The sequence below is a fragment of the Exiguobacterium sp. R-39 genome (assembly GCF_049942815.1).
Classification (GTDB): domain Bacteria; phylum Bacillota; class Bacilli; order Exiguobacteriales; family Exiguobacteriaceae; genus Exiguobacterium_A.
This window is the reverse complement of the sequence record NZ_CP187965.1, coordinates 1,200,063-1,218,215: the sequence shown is the minus strand read 5'-3', so window position 1 is coordinate 1,218,215 and position 18,153 is coordinate 1,200,063. Positions and strand designations below refer to the sequence as shown.

The window sequence follows — 18,153 nt, the reverse complement described above, 5'->3', positions numbered from 1 at the left end:
TTTCAATGAGACCATCAACAATGACTTACATTATATTGCTTTCCTTTTCGCCCCGTGCTCTAAACACATCGAGCCGTGAACATTAGGTGAATTGCAGAACCTGTCGTGCCAAACTCTGACGTACCAATCGTCCGTCTGTCACCAAGCGGTCATCCGGGTTCTCCCCGAACCATTCGAGACTCGCTGTTTTTGTCGTTAACGCCAGCCTGAGTTCTTCAAAGAACCTGTCGTAGTCGACGATTCCATCAAACAACGGCACCATACCGTCCCGTGAGCCGCTTGCTGCATACACATTCGCCGGTTCAAAAACGCTAAATTGATCCGCTCGCGCCACCGTTTTTAGATGAAGATGTTCAACGACGGGCTCAATCCGGCGATAGGCTGCGACCGGATCGGCACCGGATTCAGCGACATGGAGAACATCGAAATTCACACGGCAGGCCGGATGGTTGACCTCGTGCAATAACCGCTCCGTCGATTCGATTGTATCCGCCGCCGTATTCGGATGAATTTCAAGCAACACCAACTGTTTTGCCTGATCCAAGACTTTACAGACGCCGCTCAATTGATAGACAAGTCGCGCCCGTTCCGCCTCCGTTAGTTGATGACTCGCCTTGTGGCCGGCAAAAATCCGGATCCGCCGGGTTCCGAGCCGCTGGGCGAGACGAGACAAGGCTTTCGTTTGTTCAAGCAAGACCGACAGCGGAGCGTCAAACGACAGGTAATGGCTGAGCATACTGACATGAACTCCGCTGTTTTGCAACAAGGCAAGGTCTGCTTCCTCCAGATGCTTCGCATGAACACCCCAGACATCCATCGCCTCAAACTCGTTTGCTGCGGCAAACCTCACCAATTCATCGAATGACCGTAGATGATGCCGGTAGCTGATCGTACAAAGTGCGAGTTGCATCCGTTTCCCCTTCTTTCTGTTGAAATCGGCTGAACAAATCAACAAGCTGCCGTTTGATGTCATCTTCCAGCGTCGTTTGTGCGACGAGCCATTGTTGGATATCCAGTAAATCTGTCCGGTCGCGGGTCATGCTGTATTTAATCGCCCGGTGTTGAATGATGGTATATTGATTGACCAATCGCTCGATTTTGTCACACCAGTCGTCAAAATCGGACGCCACTAAATCAATTCCCAAGCGTTCATAAAAATAGGCAAAGGCGTGCTCATAGGCGTATTTGCGGATGGCGATGACAGGCAGTTGCTTTAACGCATCCGGCAACCTTTCCGGGCTCGACGCATGGTGTAAGATGACCTGTTCGACCGCTTCCGTCAACGGATGGTGCCGCTTGAGACCACTCATGAAATAAGCGGAGACGGTTTCCGTGTCCGGCAGTTTGACCTGACTCCCGTCAAACCAAAACCCACCGGCGACGGTCGGTTGATCGACGGCCTGGAGAATCCGTGTCCGATCAAATTCGCCTTCATACCGGAAGTCCGGATCGAGCATCCGCCATCTGTCTTCATCATCCGTTGGTTCGAGCATCACGTAATGCGGAAAGACCTCGTGATGAAACTTGTTTTCCCGCTCCGGTAACCGGGCGAGGTCGAGCATGACGATGACAGACTGTTCCGGCCGTTTTATTTTCATGAACTGTTCCAGATTCACAAGGTTCGCCGCTTTAGTGCGGGACGGATCATACCAGGACTGAACGGTGATTCCATACAGCAAGCGGTACCAATCGAGCATTGCTTCATGACTGATATGCGCCGCATGGTGGGACAGGACAAACTCAGACGTCAACGCAAAGTCAGCGTCCCAGATACCAAAGTAGTACGGACGATGGTCGGCGTCCGATCGTTTGATTACTTCACACACACAACTGACGAGACAGTGAACTTTAATCATCAGACGACCTCCTTTCGTGCCAACGATTGCAGCAACTGATCGACCGTCATCTGCGGCAGTTGAGCAAGCTGCTCATCAGCGAGGACATACCCGTGTTCGAGTTCCAGATGAACGAGCAATTGCAACAGCCGCATCGAATCCAGCTGCAAGTCGTCCCGAAGCCGTTCGCCTCCCATCACTGCTTGTCGCAAGGTGACCTCCAGCTGTTCCTCGACAATCTGACGAAATGACGTGTAATCAAGGAGCAGATTCATGACGTCACCCCCAGACGTACGCGACTGACTTTCCCGTTCGGCAGCTTTTCAATGGCCGGTACAAACGTCCAATCCGACGGACATTGATGAGGCGCAAGCTGTTCCCGACAATAGGTCCGCAATGCGGCTTCCTTCGCCGAGCTGACGACTTGGACACAGACGCGTTCACCCTGCAGACGGTCCGTCCGTTTGAAGACGACGGCCTCTTCGACATCATCGTGACGGAGCAACACATCCTCGACATCCGCCGGATAAACCGACAGTCCGGACACATTGATCATTTCGTCGAGACGGCTGAAGAACAGCAATTCGCCGGTACTCGTCTGCCCCATTAAATCTTTGGTTCCGATCCACTGGTCTCCTGCCTTCACTTTCAACTCAGCCGGCTCGTCGATGGTACCGGTCTGGATTGTCAGATGTGGCAACGGATAGCCGATCGCTTGAGCTGATTTCGGAGCAGGATGTAAGGCGATGCAGCCGATTTCCGAACAGCCGTACTGTTGCAAAAGATGATCCGTTACGTCCCGAATCGCTTCAAACCAGACGGTCGGCACGGTCATCCCGGAAATCATCACCGCAAACAGCCGTTGCTTAAATTGGCTGAGTAAATAGACGAGTCCCGGTCCGGCATACAAAATGGCAGTCGGACGTGCCTGACAGACGTGTAAAATATGCTTCGGTGACAGGTTTTCCAAGATAATCGGTGTCGCTCCGCGCTCAAGTGTCGCCAAGACTCCGCAAATCAATCCGAATGAATGCGACGTCGGGCAGGCAACGATGGTGCCGGTCGTCACTGTTAACGGAAAACGTTGACCATAGGCTGCCAGTTCCTCGTCAATCGAGGCCCACGTCCGATGAATGACTTTCGCGTCGCCGGTCGTGCCGGAGCTGAACTGAATCAATCCTCCCGGTCGAACCGTTGACGCTGTCAAACGGATCGGCTGTTGAAAATCGGCATACACCAAATAATCACATCCCGCTTGTTCCGCCAGACGTCTTGCCCCGGCTTCCGGCAAATCCGGATGGAGCGGTACGACCGTCCCGTGCATCTGTTTCATATAGAGACAAAACGCGATCCATGCCGCTGTGTCCTTGACGCAGACGGCAACGACGGTCTGTGCGGGATCCGTGAGCCAATTGAGTCGACAGACCGGATGATCGGTCAGCATCTGTTTCGTATAAAACGTGTCTTCAATGTATAACATGCATTTCGCTTCCTTTCGGTGTTTGGGATTGCAGAGGATTACGGACCAGATGCCGGCACTGCGTCGTGTTGAATTTCCGTGCAACGAGCGACTCCGTATAGATTGTCGGCGTATCGAGTTGTAACGTTGCCAAACGAGCCGGCGTCAGATTCAGTCCAGCGAGTATGTCGGCGGTCCAGTTAAAAAAGGTGGTCTCGTCGAGCTGATGTATCTCTTTCAGCTGATGCGACAACTCCGTCAAATGAAAGACAAACACCGTATCGACGACGAGCTCGCGTAACGCTTCGACCTGGCCCATCTCGTAGTACAGATTAGTCGTTGAGCGAAATGCCGGATGCAGCGTATCGAACGTCGGAATCTTTTCCGGACGTTCGACAAACGAGCGGACAAATTCAACGCTGTCATGAAAATCCCGCAACATCAGCCGCGTCGGCCAACCGTTCTTCAAGACCAACAAAGCATTTTGGGCATGCGCCTCCACTGCGATTCCTTCTTCAACAAGCAGCCGGAAAACCGGTTCCAGATAGACGGTCAGAAACTGTTTGAGCCAGCGCTCGCGTCCGTAGGTCTTGAACCACGGTTCCAGAAACAGAGTCTCGTTCCCTTCACGGAGAGCGAGTGCCGTCAACGGGATGACCGTTTCGTCCGGTGACACGGCCGCCAAGACATTGTCCCGGTACAAACAGCCGATTCGTCCCGACAGGTCTCCGTCTGTCGTCTCGACGACTTGACTGGCGAATTCCCGGAGTATAGTCACCGGCAGTTCTTGCGTCCGGTCGATCAACCAGTCGGACAAAACAGGTGCTGCGACAATGTTCGGAACGGTGAACGTCCGTCGCGAGGAAGTCTGCATCAAATCGAGCGGGAGCTTGATGTGCGGAACCGTCGGCGCATCCGGTTGAAAAATGGTCCGGATCGATTGGGTCGCTTGAAACAGAGGTCCGGCTTCCCCCAGATCAATGCCGCCGGACGCGCGGACATCCGCTTCGACGTGTTGCCATTGCCACGGGTGGACCGGCAGAACGTGATAACCGGTCGGATCGTCGACCGCAGAGGCCAGCTTTTCCTGCAACCGGAGATACGTCTTGCGACCAAACGTCTGCTCCATCACACCTTCCATGCGTTGTTGATGAACGATTGATACCGGGAGGGCAACAAAGTGTAACCGGAAACGTTGTCCTGCTTCCGGTCCATAGCGCGAGTGGTCGTCACGCGAAAAGCCAATCCGGGACTTAAAACACGGATGGTACGGATGCCCTTCGACCAATGCTTGTTCCAGTTGTTCGTAGGACAGATGCGTCCGCAGCTCGGGATATGTCGGACACACGTCGGCAAACTTAACCGTCTGCCTCAGTTCCAACCGCAGCGGCTCCGCGAGTTGAAAGCAGTCCATGATGTGCTCAAGCGTCGGCGATTGCTCGTGATTTCTCCGCGTCAAGACGACCGTCTCGATGTCGAGCCAAACGCGGTCAAACGCTCCCCGTCTGCCGTCGACTGTCAGTTCATACGGCGGACGGACAAAACGAAACGTTGTCTGTCCCTGTCGCCGGTGTTCGATGAACGGTTCGATCCGTTCAAACAGGATGGCTTCAAGAAGTTGTTTGCAGACACGTCGTTCGTTCGTCGTTCGCATGGCGGACCTCCCGGTGTAATGGATTGTCGATTTCGATGAAGATCACCCGCTCGCCGCTGACTTCGAGTTCGTCGAGCGCATGGAGCCGTGTCAACAAGTTCGCTTTATACGGTAACGTCGGCCGTGAACGGACATATTCGAGCCAATCCTTGCCGCGTCCCGATAAGATCTGAATTTTTTGATCGCACCACGTTCCGACCCACTCGAGCATCGTTGATTCCGCAAGCAAGCCGTCGCGGTCAAACCGATGGATCAGACCGGCCAAGTGATTCCAGATCATGTAATACGTCAACCGCTCCTTGATCGTCGTTTCGTCGTAGAACAATTCCGGTGCGTCTGCCAGTGAGGCTTCGAGGTGGATTAGCTGGTTTTTGTTCGAACGGGCGAGATAATACCCCTGATTATCGCGAAACTGGTAGCTGACAGGACGTCCGTGTTCAAACCGGATCAGACTGTTTTGCTGGTGCGCTTCGAGCGCAATCCCGTAGTGTTCATACAACTCGACCAAGGTCCCGAGTGTCAGTTCTATATACGTCTCGAACCAGTCCCGGGCCGCTTGAGGCATCGATTGATCCGCTCGCTTTGACTTCAAGACGAGCGATGCCAGGACGGACTGTTCTTGATCGAGCGGTTCCTGAACGAGTGCCGCGACGTTGATTGCATCTCCTTGGGCTTCGCGGTAGATGACTTCAAAACCGGACTCATCTGCACCGGTCTGAACCGTTGCGTATGCCGGATCATGGGTAATCGAAAAGCCGTCCGGAAACGAAATTTGTTCGGCGAGACGCCGCATGACGAGTCCCGCAGTCAGTTCATGCCGTTTATTGACGCGACGCGAATTGGTGACCTGGACCGGAATCGAAAACTTCAGCATATGCGACCGATCCGCTTGCAGGACCGTCCGGATTGAAGATGTCGCGAAGTACGTCGGACCCAGTCGGCCGAGATGGCGAAGTTCGTTCGTCGCGATCAACTGTTGCACAGTCGGTTGCAACAAAAGATGTTGCGCCTGCAAAGGATGCGCGGGTAACAGGCGTTCTGACGCTGACAGTGCTACTGCTGATCCGAGTTGCTTCCGCATCTGTTCGCTGATCCGTTGATTCGTCGCACTGGCTTCCGTCAGCAGGGATTCATCAACCGCAAAATAATCGAGTTGGAACCCGTTCCTGAATTCCGGTGCATACGCGACTTGCTCCCAGTCATGCATTCCGACCCGGCTTTTCGGTGTCGGGTGGAACCAATGTCCGAACCGGACCGTCTGCTCGTGTTCAAGAAACGTCTCAGGGCAAATCGGCTCATTCAGCTCATGCGCGATGACGTGACACATACACCGGTGACTGTCGAGGACCCGGTACAATAAATCTGTTACGCCGGGAGCATGCCGTTGCAGATGTTGGCAACAGGCAATGATGAAGGTCAATGGTGCTTCCTCCGTCCATCCGCAGCTCGTTTGCCGGTAAATCCGTCCGATTTCGTGACGCCCGATCCTTGAACGGCGTCGTATTTCAAGGACGTAGATGACCCCGACGTCGATCCGGCAGGCCGTCTCACCGAACCAGATGTTCTCCTCATCTGTTGGAATGAACCACTCGATCATGTCGACTTCACGGAGGTAGCTGTTGCCGAAAGCTTGGAGCGTTGCATGGGTTGCAATCTCTTCGGTTCGTTCTGTACGTGTCGTCATGACTGTCACACTCCTTTTAACAATTGATAATCATTCTCACTGTTGAAAAAGAGAAAAACGGGTTTCCCCGTTCTTTCTCCTGCTCTTCATCTGGTCATTTCAATAAGACGTCTTCCAGTTCCGTTAATCCTTTTTGGCGTTCGATTGGATCCCAGAAGCCCCACGTCGTCGACAATTGGTGGACTTGATCTTGTTTGACTGCTGTCAGCCCTTTCCAGACCTTCCCGTTCGTCACTTCATCGTAGTACGGTCCACTGTTGAAGTACGACAAATCAATGATGTGGTCGGGATTATATTTCGCCAGTCCTTCAATCGAAATGTTTTCCCCGAAATCTTTTGGGAGACCTTTCGTCGGTGTCAGCCCGATATCATCAAACAACAGCGAGTTCGTCGCGTGGTTCGTCAGACCGTAGACCCGAATATCTTTTTTGTTGACCGAGACCGCCATGAAGGTCTCGTCCTTGACGTTTTCCTTGATCCGTTGACCGATGTCTTTTGCTTCTTTCGCCAAGTCATCGATGACTGCCTGTCCTTCTTCTTTCTTGTTGACCGCTTCCGCGACTTTCAGGTGATCTTCTTTCCAGTCACCACCCACCTCGACGGCGACCGTCGGGATCGTTTTCGCCAGTTTGTCATACAGCGGTTTGTACCGGTCACTGATGATCAACAAGTCCGGATCCAGTTTGACGATTTCTTCCGGATTGATTTCGTCGGCGTACGGCAACGCCTTCGTTCCTTCGAGTTCTTTCGTCAAGTGTGGTGGAAACTCATTATCGTACGCCATCACGGCATACGGTTTGACACCGACGGAGACGAGCGACCCTTCCCATGAGACGTGTGACAGGACAACCACTTTTTTCGGATCATTCGGAACTTCCGTCTTTCCAAAAATATGTTCAACGGTGTGGACAGCGGCTGCTTTTTTTGTCGGTTGTTCGCTTGCCTCGCCTCCACAGGCGGCTAATACAACACACGTCGCGAGGACGGATGTGACACTGATGATTTTTTTCATGTGGTTCTTTTCCCCTCTCACTCTCGTTCTTCATTAGTAATGATAATCATTATCACTAAAGAGCGACATGGACGAACCGATCAACTTTCATGGACAAATCAAGCGTGGTTCATTTTCAATATAGTCTAACAATTGCTTCAGCATGTGGGTGCGTCCGAGTGGTCCCCAAGGATCCCAATCAACGCTGTCCGGATAATAGACTTGATGGCGCCTGACCGCCTGCAAGGTCTGCCATGTCGATTCTTGCTGAATCCGCTCGACATCAACCGGTTGACTCCATAAGATCAACAGGTTTTCGGGATCAACTCGTTGTAACGTCTCCAGCGTGACAATCTCATAAATGGCTTCAGGTAATCCCGGTGCCGGTTTCAGACCCAAATCATGAAATAAAAAATCAAGCATCGTATGTTGCTTCATCCCGTATAAACGCACCTCGTCCGGTCGAATCCAGACGACAGCCCATGTTCCGGTCTTGTTCCACGCCAAACGTTCCTTGACCGTTTGTTCGAGCGCTGTAATCTGCGCGACGATCGGCTCGAGCCGGTCTTCCCGATTCGTCGCTACGGCAATCAGTCGGAGATATTCACTCCAGCAGGTTTGATGCGGCAGTTCAAGGACATGGTCAGCCGGCAACCAGCTGATATCCTGTCCCTTCTCTAAACTCGGTGTCTTGATAATCAAATCCAGTGCCGTCGTCTCGAACCATTCCCGCTGAAGCGGTTGATTCGCGTCGTACAACCGGGTTCCGTCCAGTCCGGTCAAAAACACGGGTAATCCGCTTGCTCCGTATTCCGTCGGATAACTCGGTGCCAAAATCGGTTGCAGACCAAGTGCCAACAGATGATCCTGCAACAAGAGGCGGCTGGCAATGCCGATCCGGGGCGTAATCCGTTGTAAAAAATGGGTCGGCGACAGACCGGTCCGTTTTTTGAAGAGGCGGCTGAAGTAAAATTCGTCCTGCAGCCCCACTTTTTGTGCGATTTGCGCCAACGTCATCTCGTGTGAAGCGAGCATCCACTCTTTTGCCGTGCGAATCCGCAGTTGCGTCACATATTCTTTTGGTGTGGCGTGATACCGCTCTTTGAACAGCCGGTTAAATGTCGGTACCGACATTCCGAGATCAAGCGCCAGCTCATGGACGGACCTTTTCATCGACAAGTCCTTCAGCCACGAAGCGACCACTTCCTCAAACACATGATTTTCCTGTTCGCTGTTCAATGTCTCAAGCAGTTGATACAGAATTCGTAGTTGAGTCAACCCTTCCTGTTCCGAAGTCGGGCTGACATGCAGTTGCCGTAACCAGTCATGCAGGATGTCTGCATCTTGCCGATACAGAGCACACCGGTGTCCCGTCAACGTCAGGTGGTAGAATAAACAAGTCTCTTTTGCAGCCGGCAATACTTCGTCGATTTGTTCGATCCAGACGGCATCGCCCGGGTATAACCGGTGCCGGTTGCTGTATAAAAATCCGCTCCCTGCAACAACGATGACCAGTCCCGGCTTGACTGATCGCCTATCGCCTTCAAGCAACCAGTGCTTCTTGATTGGTAACGGTTTAATCTGTAACTCCATCCTGCCCACTCCCTAAAAAAACATTTGACAAAAAATTGGTCTTCGATGTACGTTTAATCGCGTTGATAATGAATCTGATTCTCAATTAAAAAGGAGAGACGTCTATGACTACATCCGTTCGACCACGCTCAATCCTGACGATTGTTGCTCTCACGGTTGGACTGCTCACGCTACTAAGTACACTGTCCTTGTTTTACGGTGCCGTGCCGATTTCCCGGGCGACCGTCCTTGCCTCGTTTCATTCCTTTGACGCCGGTAATCTGCAGCATCAACTCGTTCAAGAAGTCCGGCTTCCGCGTCTGATTTGCGCCGGGCTTGTCGGTATTGCTCTGGCGCTGTCGGGGACGATGATGCAAGGGTTGACCCGGAATGCGCTGGCTGACCCCTCCCTGCTTGGCATCACCCACGGAGCAGGACTTGGAGTCGCCTTGTCGCTGGCCTTTGTCTCGGAGCATTCATTTGTGACTTCGCTTGCCTTTTCGTTTGGCGGCGCCGCACTTGGGACAGCTGTCATTTTGCTGATCACAGTATTTGCCCGCGGACGCTTTTCACCGGTCACGTTGACCGTAGCCGGTGCGGCACTGAGTGCTTTATTCAGCGCTCTGTCGACCGGCATCACCCTGTTTCACCAAGTCGCCCAAGATCTCAGCTTTTGGTATGCCGGCGGGTTATCCGGGGCAAAATGGGCGCACGTGTTGGTCTTGCTTCCGGTCGTCCTGCTTGGACTCCTCATTTCCTTACATATCGCCCGCAGCATGACCGTCCTCTCGCTCGGAGAAGATGTTGCGACCGGGCTGGGGTCCTCGTTGACGAAAGTCCGGCTGCTTGGATTTTGCAGCATCGTCCTGCTTGCCGGTGTTGCCGTGTCGGTCGCCGGTGTCATCGGCTTTGTCGGCTTGATCATTCCCCATATCAGTCGCTTTTTAGTCGGGACGAACTATTACCTGTTGCTGCCGGTCAGCGCCCTGCTCGGCATGACGTTGTTGATTGCTTCCGACCTGCTGGCACGAATGATCAATCCGCCGTTCGAAACCCCGCTTGGAGCCGTCACCGCCCTGGTCGGAGTACCCTACTTCCTTTATCTCGCCCGCCGAAAGGAGTTGTCCGTCTGATGGATGTCTGGCATGCCGTAAAACAGGCGCGATTGACGCTGTTTTGTTTATGTAGTCTGCTCATTTTGACATTTGTGTACAGTCTGTCGACCGGGATTCTTCCCGTTTCGTTTAGCGCGATCGGCCGAACGTTGATCGGACAAGGAACGGAATCTGAACGGCTGATTCTCATCGATCTCCGGTTACCGCGGATGTTACTCGCATTGTTGATCGGTGCCGGACTAGCAGTGTCCGGGACACTACTTCAAGGTATGTCACGCAATGCCCTCGCCGATCCCGGCATTCTCGGAATCAATGCCGGTGCCGGATTGTTCGTTGTCTTGACACTGTTTTTCTTTCGCTCCGCTACACATCAACTTCCGGTTCTGCCGTTCGCCGCTTTTGTCGGTGCGACGCTTGTCGCCTGGACGATTTACCGATTAGCGGGAAAAGCAGTCCAACCGGGACGTCTGTTGTTGGTCGGCGTCGGAATCAACGCCCTGTGCGGCGCCCTCCTGATCATTTTTCAGTTGAAGATGGATCCGCGCGATTTTCAGCAGGCGACGGTCTGGTTGACCGGAAGCATCTGGCAGGCGGATTGGTCATCCGTTTTGACGCTTGCACCCTGGATCGTCTGTTTGGTGCCGCTTGCCTTTTTACACAGCCGGCCGTTGAATCTGTTGCAACTGAGCGGCTCGCTCCCGCAAACGTTAGGACTCCGAGTCGAACAGACACGGAAACGGATCTTATTGATCGCTGCCGCACTTGCCGGTTCCTGCGTCGCTGCCGGTGGCGGAATTTCCTTTATCGGTCTGCTCGCCCCGCACATTGCCCGGCGTCTTGTCGGACCGAACCATTACAGTCTGATTCCGGTCGCTGCCCTGCTCGGCAGCCTGCTCGTGTTGCTCGCAGACTTGATCGGGAAAAACCTGCTTGCTCCGGCCGACATTCCGGTGGGGATTGTCATCGCAATCCTTGGCGCACCTTATTTCATCGTGTTATTGTTCCGAAAATAAAGGCAGACCGATTCGCCGCAAGTGGACGGATCGGTCTTTTTCTCAGCGTTTGCCTTTTTGACCCAGAACATCGTAATACTGCTGGTCACTTCCTAAAATGAACGACGGCACCGGTTGACCACGACGTGCACGGTGACCTGCAAGATGGACGTCACTCGTCTCCCACGCTTTCCAGTCCTGTTCCGACTCCCAGCGAATCAGTACGATGACTTCTTCTTCGCCCCGCGTCCGCTTTTTTTGCAGGACACTGAGATCGATGAAGCCGGGTTGTTGTTCGATGATGCCTTCGCCTGCGAATCGTTCAATCATCGACTCCGCATGACCGGTTTCCACCCGAATTGTTTTAAGTTGGATGAACAGAAAAACCACTCCCTTTTAATTGATAATGAATCTCATTTGCAACAATACTATATCATCGTTCCTCCTCCTTTTGTCAATACCATTCCAATTTGTTTCCATCGATGATGATGTGACAGACAGCAAAAAAGCTGCTTCGATTCAAGATCGAAACAGCTTAACATCCATAGGATTAATATCTTTGCTCAAGCAACGCGTGACTGTTCCGGCCGGTAGGCTTTTTTCCGCCCGAATAATCCGCCTAAGATGGCTCCGATGATGGCCGGAACGACCCAACCGAGTCCGACGGAGAAGAACGGCAACACGTTTTCAAAAACGCGCAAGACCGGTCCGACCGGTGCTTCTGCCACTTTCAGTCCATCAAACAGACTGACGGCAAACGTCATCCACATCGCTCCCTGGTAGACCGCCGGTTTTCCTTTAAAAACGGAATGCAGGAACGTCAGGAAAATCAGACAGATTGCCAGTGGATAAAGCGTCAGCAGAACCGGTTTTGAAATCGCGATCAACTGGGTCAGACCGATGTTGGCAACGAGCGCGCTGAAGATCGACAGTCCAATCGTCCACTTGACGTACGAAATCTTTGGTAACAATAGCGCGAAGAACGAGGCGCAGGCCGTAATCAGACCGACACTCGTCGTCAGACATGCGACCGTAATCATCAGACCGAGTAAAATCGAGCCGTATGCGCCGAAGTAATAGTCGGACACCGCTGAGAGGATTTCCGCTCCGTTCGTCAGCGGACCAATTTTGGAGACACTGGAAGCCCCCATGAAGGCAAGGGCCGAATACGTGATGGCAAGTAAACTCGCCGCAATCAGGGCTGCTTTCGAACAAATAATGAGCAATTGTTTTTTCGACGTGACCCCTTTTTCCTTGATTGCCGAGATGATGATAATACCGAAGACAAACGCTCCGAGGGCATCCAGTGTCAAATAGCCTTCCTGGAAACCATTAAAAAAAGCGTTGTGCTGATACGTCGTCAAAGGATTCTGAAAACTTCCGATTGGCTTAATGACGGCAACGAGAATCAACAGCCCGATGAATGTAATCTTGATCGGTGTCAAAATTTTCCCGACGACATCCACGATTTTTGTCGGATTCAGCGACAACAGGCAGGCAAGCGTATAAAACAGAATCGAAAAAATCAGCAACGGTGTCGACGATGCGCCTTCCCCGAAAAATGGTTTGATCCCGATTTCATAGGAAACGGTTCCAGCGCGCGGAATCGCAAAAAATGGACCAATCGCTAAGTACAAGATGATGGCAAAGACAAGACCGAAGACCGGGTGGACCCGCGACGCCATCGCCCGTAAATCCGCTTCTCCGGAATAAGCAAACGCTAAGATCGCAAGCAGCGGTAAGCCGACGCCTGTAACCAGGAACCCGGCATTGGCAATCCAGACATTTTCTCCCGCCATTTGTCCGAGCATCGGTGGAAAAATCAGATTGCCTGCTCCGAAAAACAAAGCAAACAGCATCATACCGATGACGACGATAAAGGATGTTGGAACTGTTTTAGACATAAGAAACCCCCACGATTTAATTACGACCTGATTCATGTTTTATCAACGAATCAGGTACTTCGTTCGAAAGGATAACACAGGTCTGTGACCTCGTGCCAGGAGTTTATCTGGTGAATATTCTGACATTTCTCAAAAAACCTTGCTGTTTCACTCTTTTCTTAAAAAATGACTGCTGATGCGCTTGAACGATGTAATCGGTAACATAAGTTCATCTGACTAAGTTCAGAAAAGAGGAATCTTTTGTCTCTGATTCCCTTATGGATAATTGTGGTATATTTGGTTGATAGGAGGGGTTTTATGAAACGATTGTTGATTGGCATGACGTTAGCAAGTCTGCTCGCCGGCTGTTCCAACACACCGGAAGCCGAAAAAGCAAAACCACCGGGACTGACATTCAAGCAGGATGAACAGACGATAAAAATCATTCCGCTTTACGATGCATATCAGTCATATGTCGATGCAACGCTAAAAGAGCCGACCGAGAACGGTGCCCTGTTTGAAAAACACGTTTTAGACGTGAAAGATAAGTGGATTGAGAAGGAAAAACTGACACCTACCTATCAGGACAGACGCATTTTAGAAATTCCTACCGACAATGCAGAAGAACTGAACAAAACGATTGCCTATTTAAAAAAACACCAGGATTCCATTCATCAACAGATTAAAAAAAGCCTTCAGACCTCAATCAAAGCACTGCCAAGAACAGATAAGCTGACAGTCTTCGTCGCGCCTTATGAGATTCATAATGCGGCTAATATTCAACGTCACGGCGGTGCTACCGGTTTTGCCTCCGGGACAAACATGTTCACCCTTTACTTAGCAAAAAATTTTTCAAAAGACACACTGGCGAATACCATCGCCCACGAATACCACCATACCGTCGCTTTTGAAAGCAACACTCATGACTCGGTGTTCAACGGTATCCTTTTGGAAGGTGAAGCGGACATGTTTGCTGCGCAGGTCTATCCAAAAGGGAAATCGGAAGCGACCGAACCGTTTCTCGATCATACGCTGGAAAATCTGTTGACACAGATCAACAACCATAACGTGGATGCGTACGATTTACGATACGGCAACTATGACAAAGACATTCCGCCGCTTGCTCAATATACGCTCGGCTATATGATCATGACGGACTTCATCCAGAAAAATCCTGATGTTCCCGTTGCCAAGTGGACCAAGATGCCGACAACTGATATTTTGGAGAAAACCGGCTATGCGAAGAAGTTGACGATCCGTTAGGCAAAATTCCGATAAACTGATGCTAAAAAAACCACGGATCGCGTGTCTTTGAAACAGACATACGAACCGTGGTTTTTGATATTATCATCCGAACACTTATTTAAAGGCAGGAATCGCCATTTCGTCATAATTGTCCTCGAGGAACTTTTTGACTTTCGGACTTGTCATTGCTTTCGCAAGCTTTTGAATCGCTTCTGAATCCTGATTGTCCTTCCGGGCAACGAGCGTGATCGCAAAGTCATTTTCGACGCCTTCCGTCACAAGGGCATCTTTCTTCGGAGTCAGACCGAGCGGTGAAGCATAGGCCGGCGTCATGATGACCGCATCCGCATCATCATAAAGGCGGGCGAGCATCAGCAAATCCACTTCCTTGAACTTAAAGTTACGTTTGTTTTCCGTGATGTCTTTCATCGTGTAGTACGGACCGGTTTTCTTTTTCAACTTGATCGCATCATGCTGTGCGAGCAGAGCGAGCGACCGGTCGATGTTCGAGACGTCATTTGCGACGGCAATAACAGCGCCTTTCGGCATTTGGTCCATCTTTTTATACTCTTTTGAGTACAAACCGTAGTTCGCAAAGTAAATCGGTTGAATCGGAACAAGATTGGCTTTATTGTTGCGGTTGAACTCTTGCATGTACGGGACGTGTTGGAAGAAGTTCGCATCGACTTCTTTTGCTGCGAGGGCACTGTTCGGTTGCACGTTGTCACTAAGGACGACGACTTCCAGATTAATGCTTTCTTTTTTGAGTTCCGGTTTGACGAGATCAAGAATTTCCGTCATCGGTTTGATCAGTGACGCGACTTTTAACGTCTCTGTTTTTGACGCCGATTCTTGTTCATCCTTTTTATCGGCGTTGCCGCATCCGGCTAAGGCCAACACAAAAACGCTGAGTAATACCATGATTTTTTTCATTTTGAATTCCTACTTTCGGTTAACGTTTATCGAGCAAGCGTGCTACGGTCGTCCCGGTAAATTGAAGCAATTGCACCAGGATGACCATAATCAAAATCATATAGAGCATCAATTCCGTCTGAAACTGTTGGTAGCCGTACCGGACGGCAAAGTCGCCGATCCCCCCGCCTCCGACAACCCCCATGATCGTCGAATACGAAATGAAGCTGACGATCGACGTCGTCATACCAAGCACAAGACCGGACCGGGCTTCAACGAATAAAAACTTCAGGACGACTTCACGCGTCGAGGCTCCCATCGAGACAGCCGCCTCAATGACACCTTTCGGCACTTCAAGCAGCGATTGTTCGACGAGCCGTGAGTAATGGGCAATGGCAATAATCGCAAGCGGAACCGTCGCTGCTGCCGTTCCGATCGCCGTCCCGATGATGAACCGCGTAAACGGAATCAGGAAGACAATGAGCAATAAAAACGGAAACGAGCGGATCGTGTTGACAAGTAAATTCAAACTTGAAAAGACGAATCGGTTCGACAGCAACTGCCCTTTACGTGACAGATAGAGCCAGGTTCCGAGCGGTAAACCAACGAGAACTGCCGCGAGAATCGAAATTCCGACCATCACGAACGTTTGTCCGATCGCCAGTCTGATTTCCGCCGCATATTCGAGCACGATATCAGGCATGTGAATCCCTCCGCTCCGTCAATTGGGTCAGGAACCAACCGGCATCACTCGTAATTTCCGGGATTCCCGCCGGTTCGGTCGCGATCGTCGTTTCAATCCGCCCGTCTGCCATGATCGTGACCCGGTTGCAAATGCTTTGAATCACCTGCATCTCATGACTGACAAGTACGATCGTCACCCCGAGTGTCTGATTGATATCCTGCAACACGCATAAGATTTCCGACGTCGTACTCGGATCGAGCGAAGACGTCGGTTCGTCACACAGCAAAACGCGCGGGCGGTTGGCGAGCGCCCGGGCAATCGCCACACGTTGCTTCTGTCCTCCGCTCAGTTCGGACGGATACTTCCGGGCAAAGGATTCCAGTCCGACAAACCGGAGACACTCCTGAATCCGGTCCGCCCGCTCTCGTTTTTTGACACGGGCGAGTTCAAGTGAAACACCAATGTTTTGTTCGACCGTCTTGTTTCCGACCAGATTAAAGCCTTGAAAAATCATCCCGATATTTTGCCGGGTCTGCCGCAGCTGTCGGTTCGACAGGTTTGTTAAATTCATCCCGTCAAATTCGACCCGCCCGGTATCCGGCCGTTCGAGCAGGTTCATCAGCCGGAGTAACGTCGATTTCCCGGCACCGCTCGCACCGATGATGCCATGCATCTCGCCCTGTTCAATCGAGAGGGCGACGGACTGGATGACCGGTTGTCCGGAAAAACTTTTACTGACATTCTGTAATGAAATCATCTGACACCCTCCCTTGCAACGTGTTTCATTTTACCGTAAGCTATCTGTTTTTGTCATGTCGTGTGCTTTTTTTCTTTCCCGCGTCACTTCTCTAATTAAGTAAATCATTCAGAAAATAAAACAGAAAAACCCTGAACGTAAAGTCCAGGGTCGTATTTCCAGCATTCAATAGCTTTGATTATCCTTCATACTTCTTGACGATCGTCGCAATTCCTTGGCCGCCCCCGATGCAAAGTGTCGCGAGACCATGGCTTTCTCCGGTCCGTAACATCTCGTGGATCAACGTCACCATGATCCGTGTTCCACTGGCGCCGATCGGGTGACCGAGCGCAATCGCCCCGCCGTTTCGGTTCAACTTTGCCGGATCAAACTGGAGTTCTGCGTCAACTGCAAGCGATTGGGCAGCAAACGCTTCGTTCGCCTCGATGACGTCGATGGCATCCAGTTCGAGACCCGCTTTTCGTAACGCCTGTCCGACGGCCTTGACGGGACCGATTCCCATAATGCTCGGGTCAACACCGGACGTACCGTTCGCAACGATTTCGACAAGTGGTGTCAGACCGAGTTCTTTCGCCTTCCGGGCCGACATGACGACGACTGCTGCCGCTCCGTCATTGATACCCGATGCATTGCCGGCTGTCACTGTACCGCCTTTTTTGAAGGCCGGACGCAAGCGGGCAAGTGATTCCGCTGTCGTTCCGGCACGCGGGAACTCGTCTTGTGCAAACACGACCGGTTCGCCTTTGCGCTGCGGAATCTCGACCGGTGTAATTTCCGCTTGGAACCGGTCCGCTTCGATGGCCTGTCCCGCTTTTTGTTGACTTGACGCTGCGAACTGATCCTGTGCTTCACGGGAAATCGTATATTGCTCGGCTAAGTTTTCCGCCGTGATTCCCATATGATAGTCATTGAAGGCACATTCGAGTCCGTCTTTGATGATCGTATCGACAAGCGGCTGGTCTCCCATCCGTAAGCCGGTCCGGGCACCGCTTAACACGTACGGTGCCTGACTCATGTTTTCCATCCCGCCGGCGACGATGATGTCGGCCTCGCCGGACTTGATCGCTTGGAACGCGAGGTGAATCGCCTTCAGCCCGGAACCGCAGACTTTATTGATCGTCATGGCCGGAACCGTTTCCGGAAGACCGGCGAGGAGACTCGCCTGACGGGCCGGATTTTGTCCAAGTCCCGCCTGAAGAACGTTGCCCATGATGACCTCCTCGACGAGGTCCGGTGCGACATTCGCTTGTTCGAGCGCCGCTTGGATGACCGTTGCGCCGAGCTTCGTTGCCGGGACATCCTTTAAACTGCCGTTAAAACTGCCGATTGCCGTTCGTGTCGCGCTGACGATGACAACTTGCTCGCTCAT

The 18,153-nt window shown here is 51.9% G+C and carries 17 protein-coding genes; 3 read left to right on the top strand and 14 right to left on the bottom strand.

All coding sequences use genetic code 11. From position 1 onward, the window contains the following. Nucleotides 1-82: 82 nt before the first annotated feature. From ACP26N_RS06215 to ACP26N_RS06180, 8 genes are all read right to left on the bottom strand, one after another. Nucleotides 83-910 carry a sugar phosphate isomerase/epimerase family protein gene (locus tag ACP26N_RS06215; RefSeq protein WP_165871657.1) on the bottom strand — a complete coding sequence of 276 codons (828 nt, stop codon included), beginning with the start codon at nucleotides 908-910 and terminating at the stop codon, nucleotides 83-85. Continuing rightward, on the bottom strand, nucleotides 855-1,856 hold the full coding sequence (locus ACP26N_RS06210) for a DUF6005 family protein (protein ID WP_214853723.1): 1,002 nt from the start codon (nucleotides 1,854-1,856) through the stop codon (nucleotides 855-857). Before ACP26N_RS06210 ends, ACP26N_RS06215 begins: the two co-directional genes overlap by 56 nt. After that, the gene (locus tag ACP26N_RS06205) at nucleotides 1,856-2,110 is read right to left on the bottom strand and encodes a phosphopantetheine-binding protein (protein WP_131502906.1); all 255 of its coding nucleotides are present in this window, start codon (nucleotides 2,108-2,110) and stop codon (nucleotides 1,856-1,858) included. The genes ACP26N_RS06210 and ACP26N_RS06205 overlap by 1 nt, the downstream gene beginning before the upstream one ends. Then, complete coding sequence (locus tag ACP26N_RS06200; protein WP_426355060.1) at nucleotides 2,107-3,315, bottom strand: AMP-binding protein; 1,209 nt, start codon at nucleotides 3,313-3,315, stop codon at nucleotides 2,107-2,109. Before ACP26N_RS06200 ends, ACP26N_RS06205 begins: the two co-directional genes overlap by 4 nt. Continuing rightward, entirely contained in the window at nucleotides 3,302-4,948 is a 1,647-nt protein-coding gene (locus tag ACP26N_RS06195) for an IucA/IucC family protein (protein WP_426355059.1), read from the bottom strand. The genes ACP26N_RS06200 and ACP26N_RS06195 overlap by 14 nt, the downstream gene beginning before the upstream one ends. Beyond that, on the bottom strand, nucleotides 4,905-6,632 hold the full coding sequence (locus tag ACP26N_RS06190; protein ID WP_426355057.1) for an IucA/IucC family protein: 1,728 nt from the start codon (nucleotides 6,630-6,632) through the stop codon (nucleotides 4,905-4,907). The genes ACP26N_RS06195 and ACP26N_RS06190 overlap by 44 nt, the downstream gene beginning before the upstream one ends. 94 nt (nucleotides 6,633-6,726) lie before the next feature. Then, the gene (locus ACP26N_RS06185) at nucleotides 6,727-7,644 is read right to left on the bottom strand and encodes an ABC transporter substrate-binding protein (protein WP_426355055.1); all 918 of its coding nucleotides are present in this window, start codon (nucleotides 7,642-7,644) and stop codon (nucleotides 6,727-6,729) included. An 87-nt stretch (nucleotides 7,645-7,731) separates the two neighbouring features. Further along, nucleotides 7,732-9,216: a helix-turn-helix domain-containing protein gene (locus ACP26N_RS06180; RefSeq protein ID WP_131973052.1), complete on the bottom strand. Its 1,485-nt coding sequence runs from the start codon at nucleotides 9,214-9,216 to the stop codon at nucleotides 7,732-7,734. Nucleotides 9,217-9,320: 104 nt separating this feature from the next. On the opposite strand from ACP26N_RS06180, the gene ACP26N_RS06175 reads away from it, so the two are divergent. After that, nucleotides 9,321-10,328, top strand: coding sequence for an iron ABC transporter permease (locus ACP26N_RS06175; protein ID WP_131973053.1), 1,008 nt, complete (start codon nucleotides 9,321-9,323; stop codon nucleotides 10,326-10,328). Beyond that, complete coding sequence (locus ACP26N_RS06170; protein ID WP_426355053.1) at nucleotides 10,328-11,323, top strand: FecCD family ABC transporter permease; 996 nt, start codon at nucleotides 10,328-10,330, stop codon at nucleotides 11,321-11,323. The genes ACP26N_RS06175 and ACP26N_RS06170 overlap by 1 nt, the downstream gene beginning before the upstream one ends. Before the next feature lie 42 nt (nucleotides 11,324-11,365). Here the strand turns inward: ACP26N_RS06170 and ACP26N_RS06165 are convergent, their stop codons facing one another. Together ACP26N_RS06165 and brnQ are read right to left on the bottom strand one after the other, a co-directional pair. Continuing rightward, nucleotides 11,366-11,683 (bottom strand): antibiotic biosynthesis monooxygenase, encoded by a 318-nt coding sequence (locus ACP26N_RS06165; protein WP_131503178.1) that lies wholly within the window; start codon nucleotides 11,681-11,683, stop codon nucleotides 11,366-11,368. Between the two features lie 182 nt (nucleotides 11,684-11,865). Further along, nucleotides 11,866-13,206 (bottom strand): branched-chain amino acid transport system II carrier protein, encoded by a 1,341-nt coding sequence (gene brnQ, locus ACP26N_RS06160; protein ID WP_188005353.1) that lies wholly within the window; start codon nucleotides 13,204-13,206, stop codon nucleotides 11,866-11,868. Between the two features lie 297 nt (nucleotides 13,207-13,503). On the opposite strand from brnQ, the gene ACP26N_RS06155 reads away from it, so the two are divergent. After that, nucleotides 13,504-14,448: a DUF2268 domain-containing putative Zn-dependent protease gene (locus tag ACP26N_RS06155; RefSeq protein WP_426355052.1), complete on the top strand. Its 945-nt coding sequence runs from the start codon at nucleotides 13,504-13,506 to the stop codon at nucleotides 14,446-14,448. 96 nt (nucleotides 14,449-14,544) lie between these two features. Here the strand turns inward: ACP26N_RS06155 and ACP26N_RS06150 are convergent, their stop codons facing one another. From ACP26N_RS06150 to ACP26N_RS06135, 4 genes are all read right to left on the bottom strand, one after another. Then, on the bottom strand, nucleotides 14,545-15,363 hold the full coding sequence (locus ACP26N_RS06150) for a MetQ/NlpA family ABC transporter substrate-binding protein (RefSeq protein WP_426355051.1): 819 nt from the start codon (nucleotides 15,361-15,363) through the stop codon (nucleotides 14,545-14,547). A 19-nt stretch (nucleotides 15,364-15,382) separates the two neighbouring features. Next, nucleotides 15,383-16,045, bottom strand: coding sequence for a methionine ABC transporter permease (locus ACP26N_RS06145; protein WP_426355050.1), 663 nt, complete (start codon nucleotides 16,043-16,045; stop codon nucleotides 15,383-15,385). Then, nucleotides 16,038-16,784 carry a methionine ABC transporter ATP-binding protein gene (locus ACP26N_RS06140; protein ID WP_426355048.1) on the bottom strand — a complete coding sequence of 249 codons (747 nt, stop codon included), beginning with the start codon at nucleotides 16,782-16,784 and terminating at the stop codon, nucleotides 16,038-16,040. Before ACP26N_RS06140 ends, ACP26N_RS06145 begins: the two co-directional genes overlap by 8 nt. Nucleotides 16,785-16,962: 178 nt before the next feature. Beyond that, nucleotides 16,963-18,153, bottom strand: a complete 1,191-nt coding sequence (locus tag ACP26N_RS06135; protein ID WP_131502919.1) for an acetyl-CoA C-acetyltransferase — start codon at nucleotides 18,151-18,153, stop codon at nucleotides 16,963-16,965.

What these genes read in the sequence shown, in the direction of transcription:
- ACP26N_RS06215 (WP_165871657.1), bottom strand. Translation starts at nt 910, where the DNA reads ATGCAACTCGCACTTTGTACGATCAGCTACCGGCATCATCTACGGTCA.
- ACP26N_RS06210 (WP_214853723.1), bottom strand. Translation starts at nt 1,856, where the DNA reads ATGATTAAAGTTCACTGTCTCGTCAGTTGTGTGTGTGAAGTAATCAAA.
- ACP26N_RS06205 (WP_131502906.1), bottom strand. Translation starts at nt 2,110, where the DNA reads ATGAATCTGCTCCTTGATTACACGTCATTTCGTCAGATTGTCGAGGAA.
- ACP26N_RS06200 (WP_426355060.1), bottom strand. Translation starts at nt 3,315, where the DNA reads ATGTTATACATTGAAGACACGTTTTATACGAAACAGATGCTGACCGAT.
- ACP26N_RS06195 (WP_426355059.1), bottom strand. Translation starts at nt 4,948, where the DNA reads ATGCGAACGACGAACGAACGACGTGTCTGCAAACAACTTCTTGAAGCC.
- ACP26N_RS06190 (WP_426355057.1), bottom strand. Translation starts at nt 6,632, where the DNA reads ATGACGACACGTACAGAACGAACCGAAGAGATTGCAACCCATGCAACG.
- ACP26N_RS06185 (WP_426355055.1), bottom strand. Translation starts at nt 7,644, where the DNA reads ATGAAAAAAATCATCAGTGTCACATCCGTCCTCGCGACGTGTGTTGTA.
- ACP26N_RS06180 (WP_131973052.1), bottom strand. Translation starts at nt 9,216, where the DNA reads ATGGAGTTACAGATTAAACCGTTACCAATCAAGAAGCACTGGTTGCTT.
- ACP26N_RS06175 (WP_131973053.1), top strand. Translation starts at nt 9,321, where the DNA reads ATGACTACATCCGTTCGACCACGCTCAATCCTGACGATTGTTGCTCTC.
- ACP26N_RS06170 (WP_426355053.1), top strand. Translation starts at nt 10,328, where the DNA reads ATGGATGTCTGGCATGCCGTAAAACAGGCGCGATTGACGCTGTTTTGT.
- brnQ (WP_188005353.1), bottom strand. Translation starts at nt 13,206, where the DNA reads ATGTCTAAAACAGTTCCAACATCCTTTATCGTCGTCATCGGTATGATG.
- ACP26N_RS06155 (WP_426355052.1), top strand. Translation starts at nt 13,504, where the DNA reads ATGAAACGATTGTTGATTGGCATGACGTTAGCAAGTCTGCTCGCCGGC.
- ACP26N_RS06150 (WP_426355051.1), bottom strand. Translation starts at nt 15,363, where the DNA reads ATGAAAAAAATCATGGTATTACTCAGCGTTTTTGTGTTGGCCTTAGCC.
- ACP26N_RS06145 (WP_426355050.1), bottom strand. Translation starts at nt 16,045, where the DNA reads ATGCCTGATATCGTGCTCGAATATGCGGCGGAAATCAGACTGGCGATC.
- ACP26N_RS06140 (WP_426355048.1), bottom strand. Translation starts at nt 16,784, where the DNA reads ATGATTTCATTACAGAATGTCAGTAAAAGTTTTTCCGGACAACCGGTC.
- ACP26N_RS06135 (WP_131502919.1), bottom strand. Translation starts at nt 18,153, where the DNA reads ATGAGCGAGCAAGTTGTCATCGTCAGCGCGACACGAACGGCAATCGGC.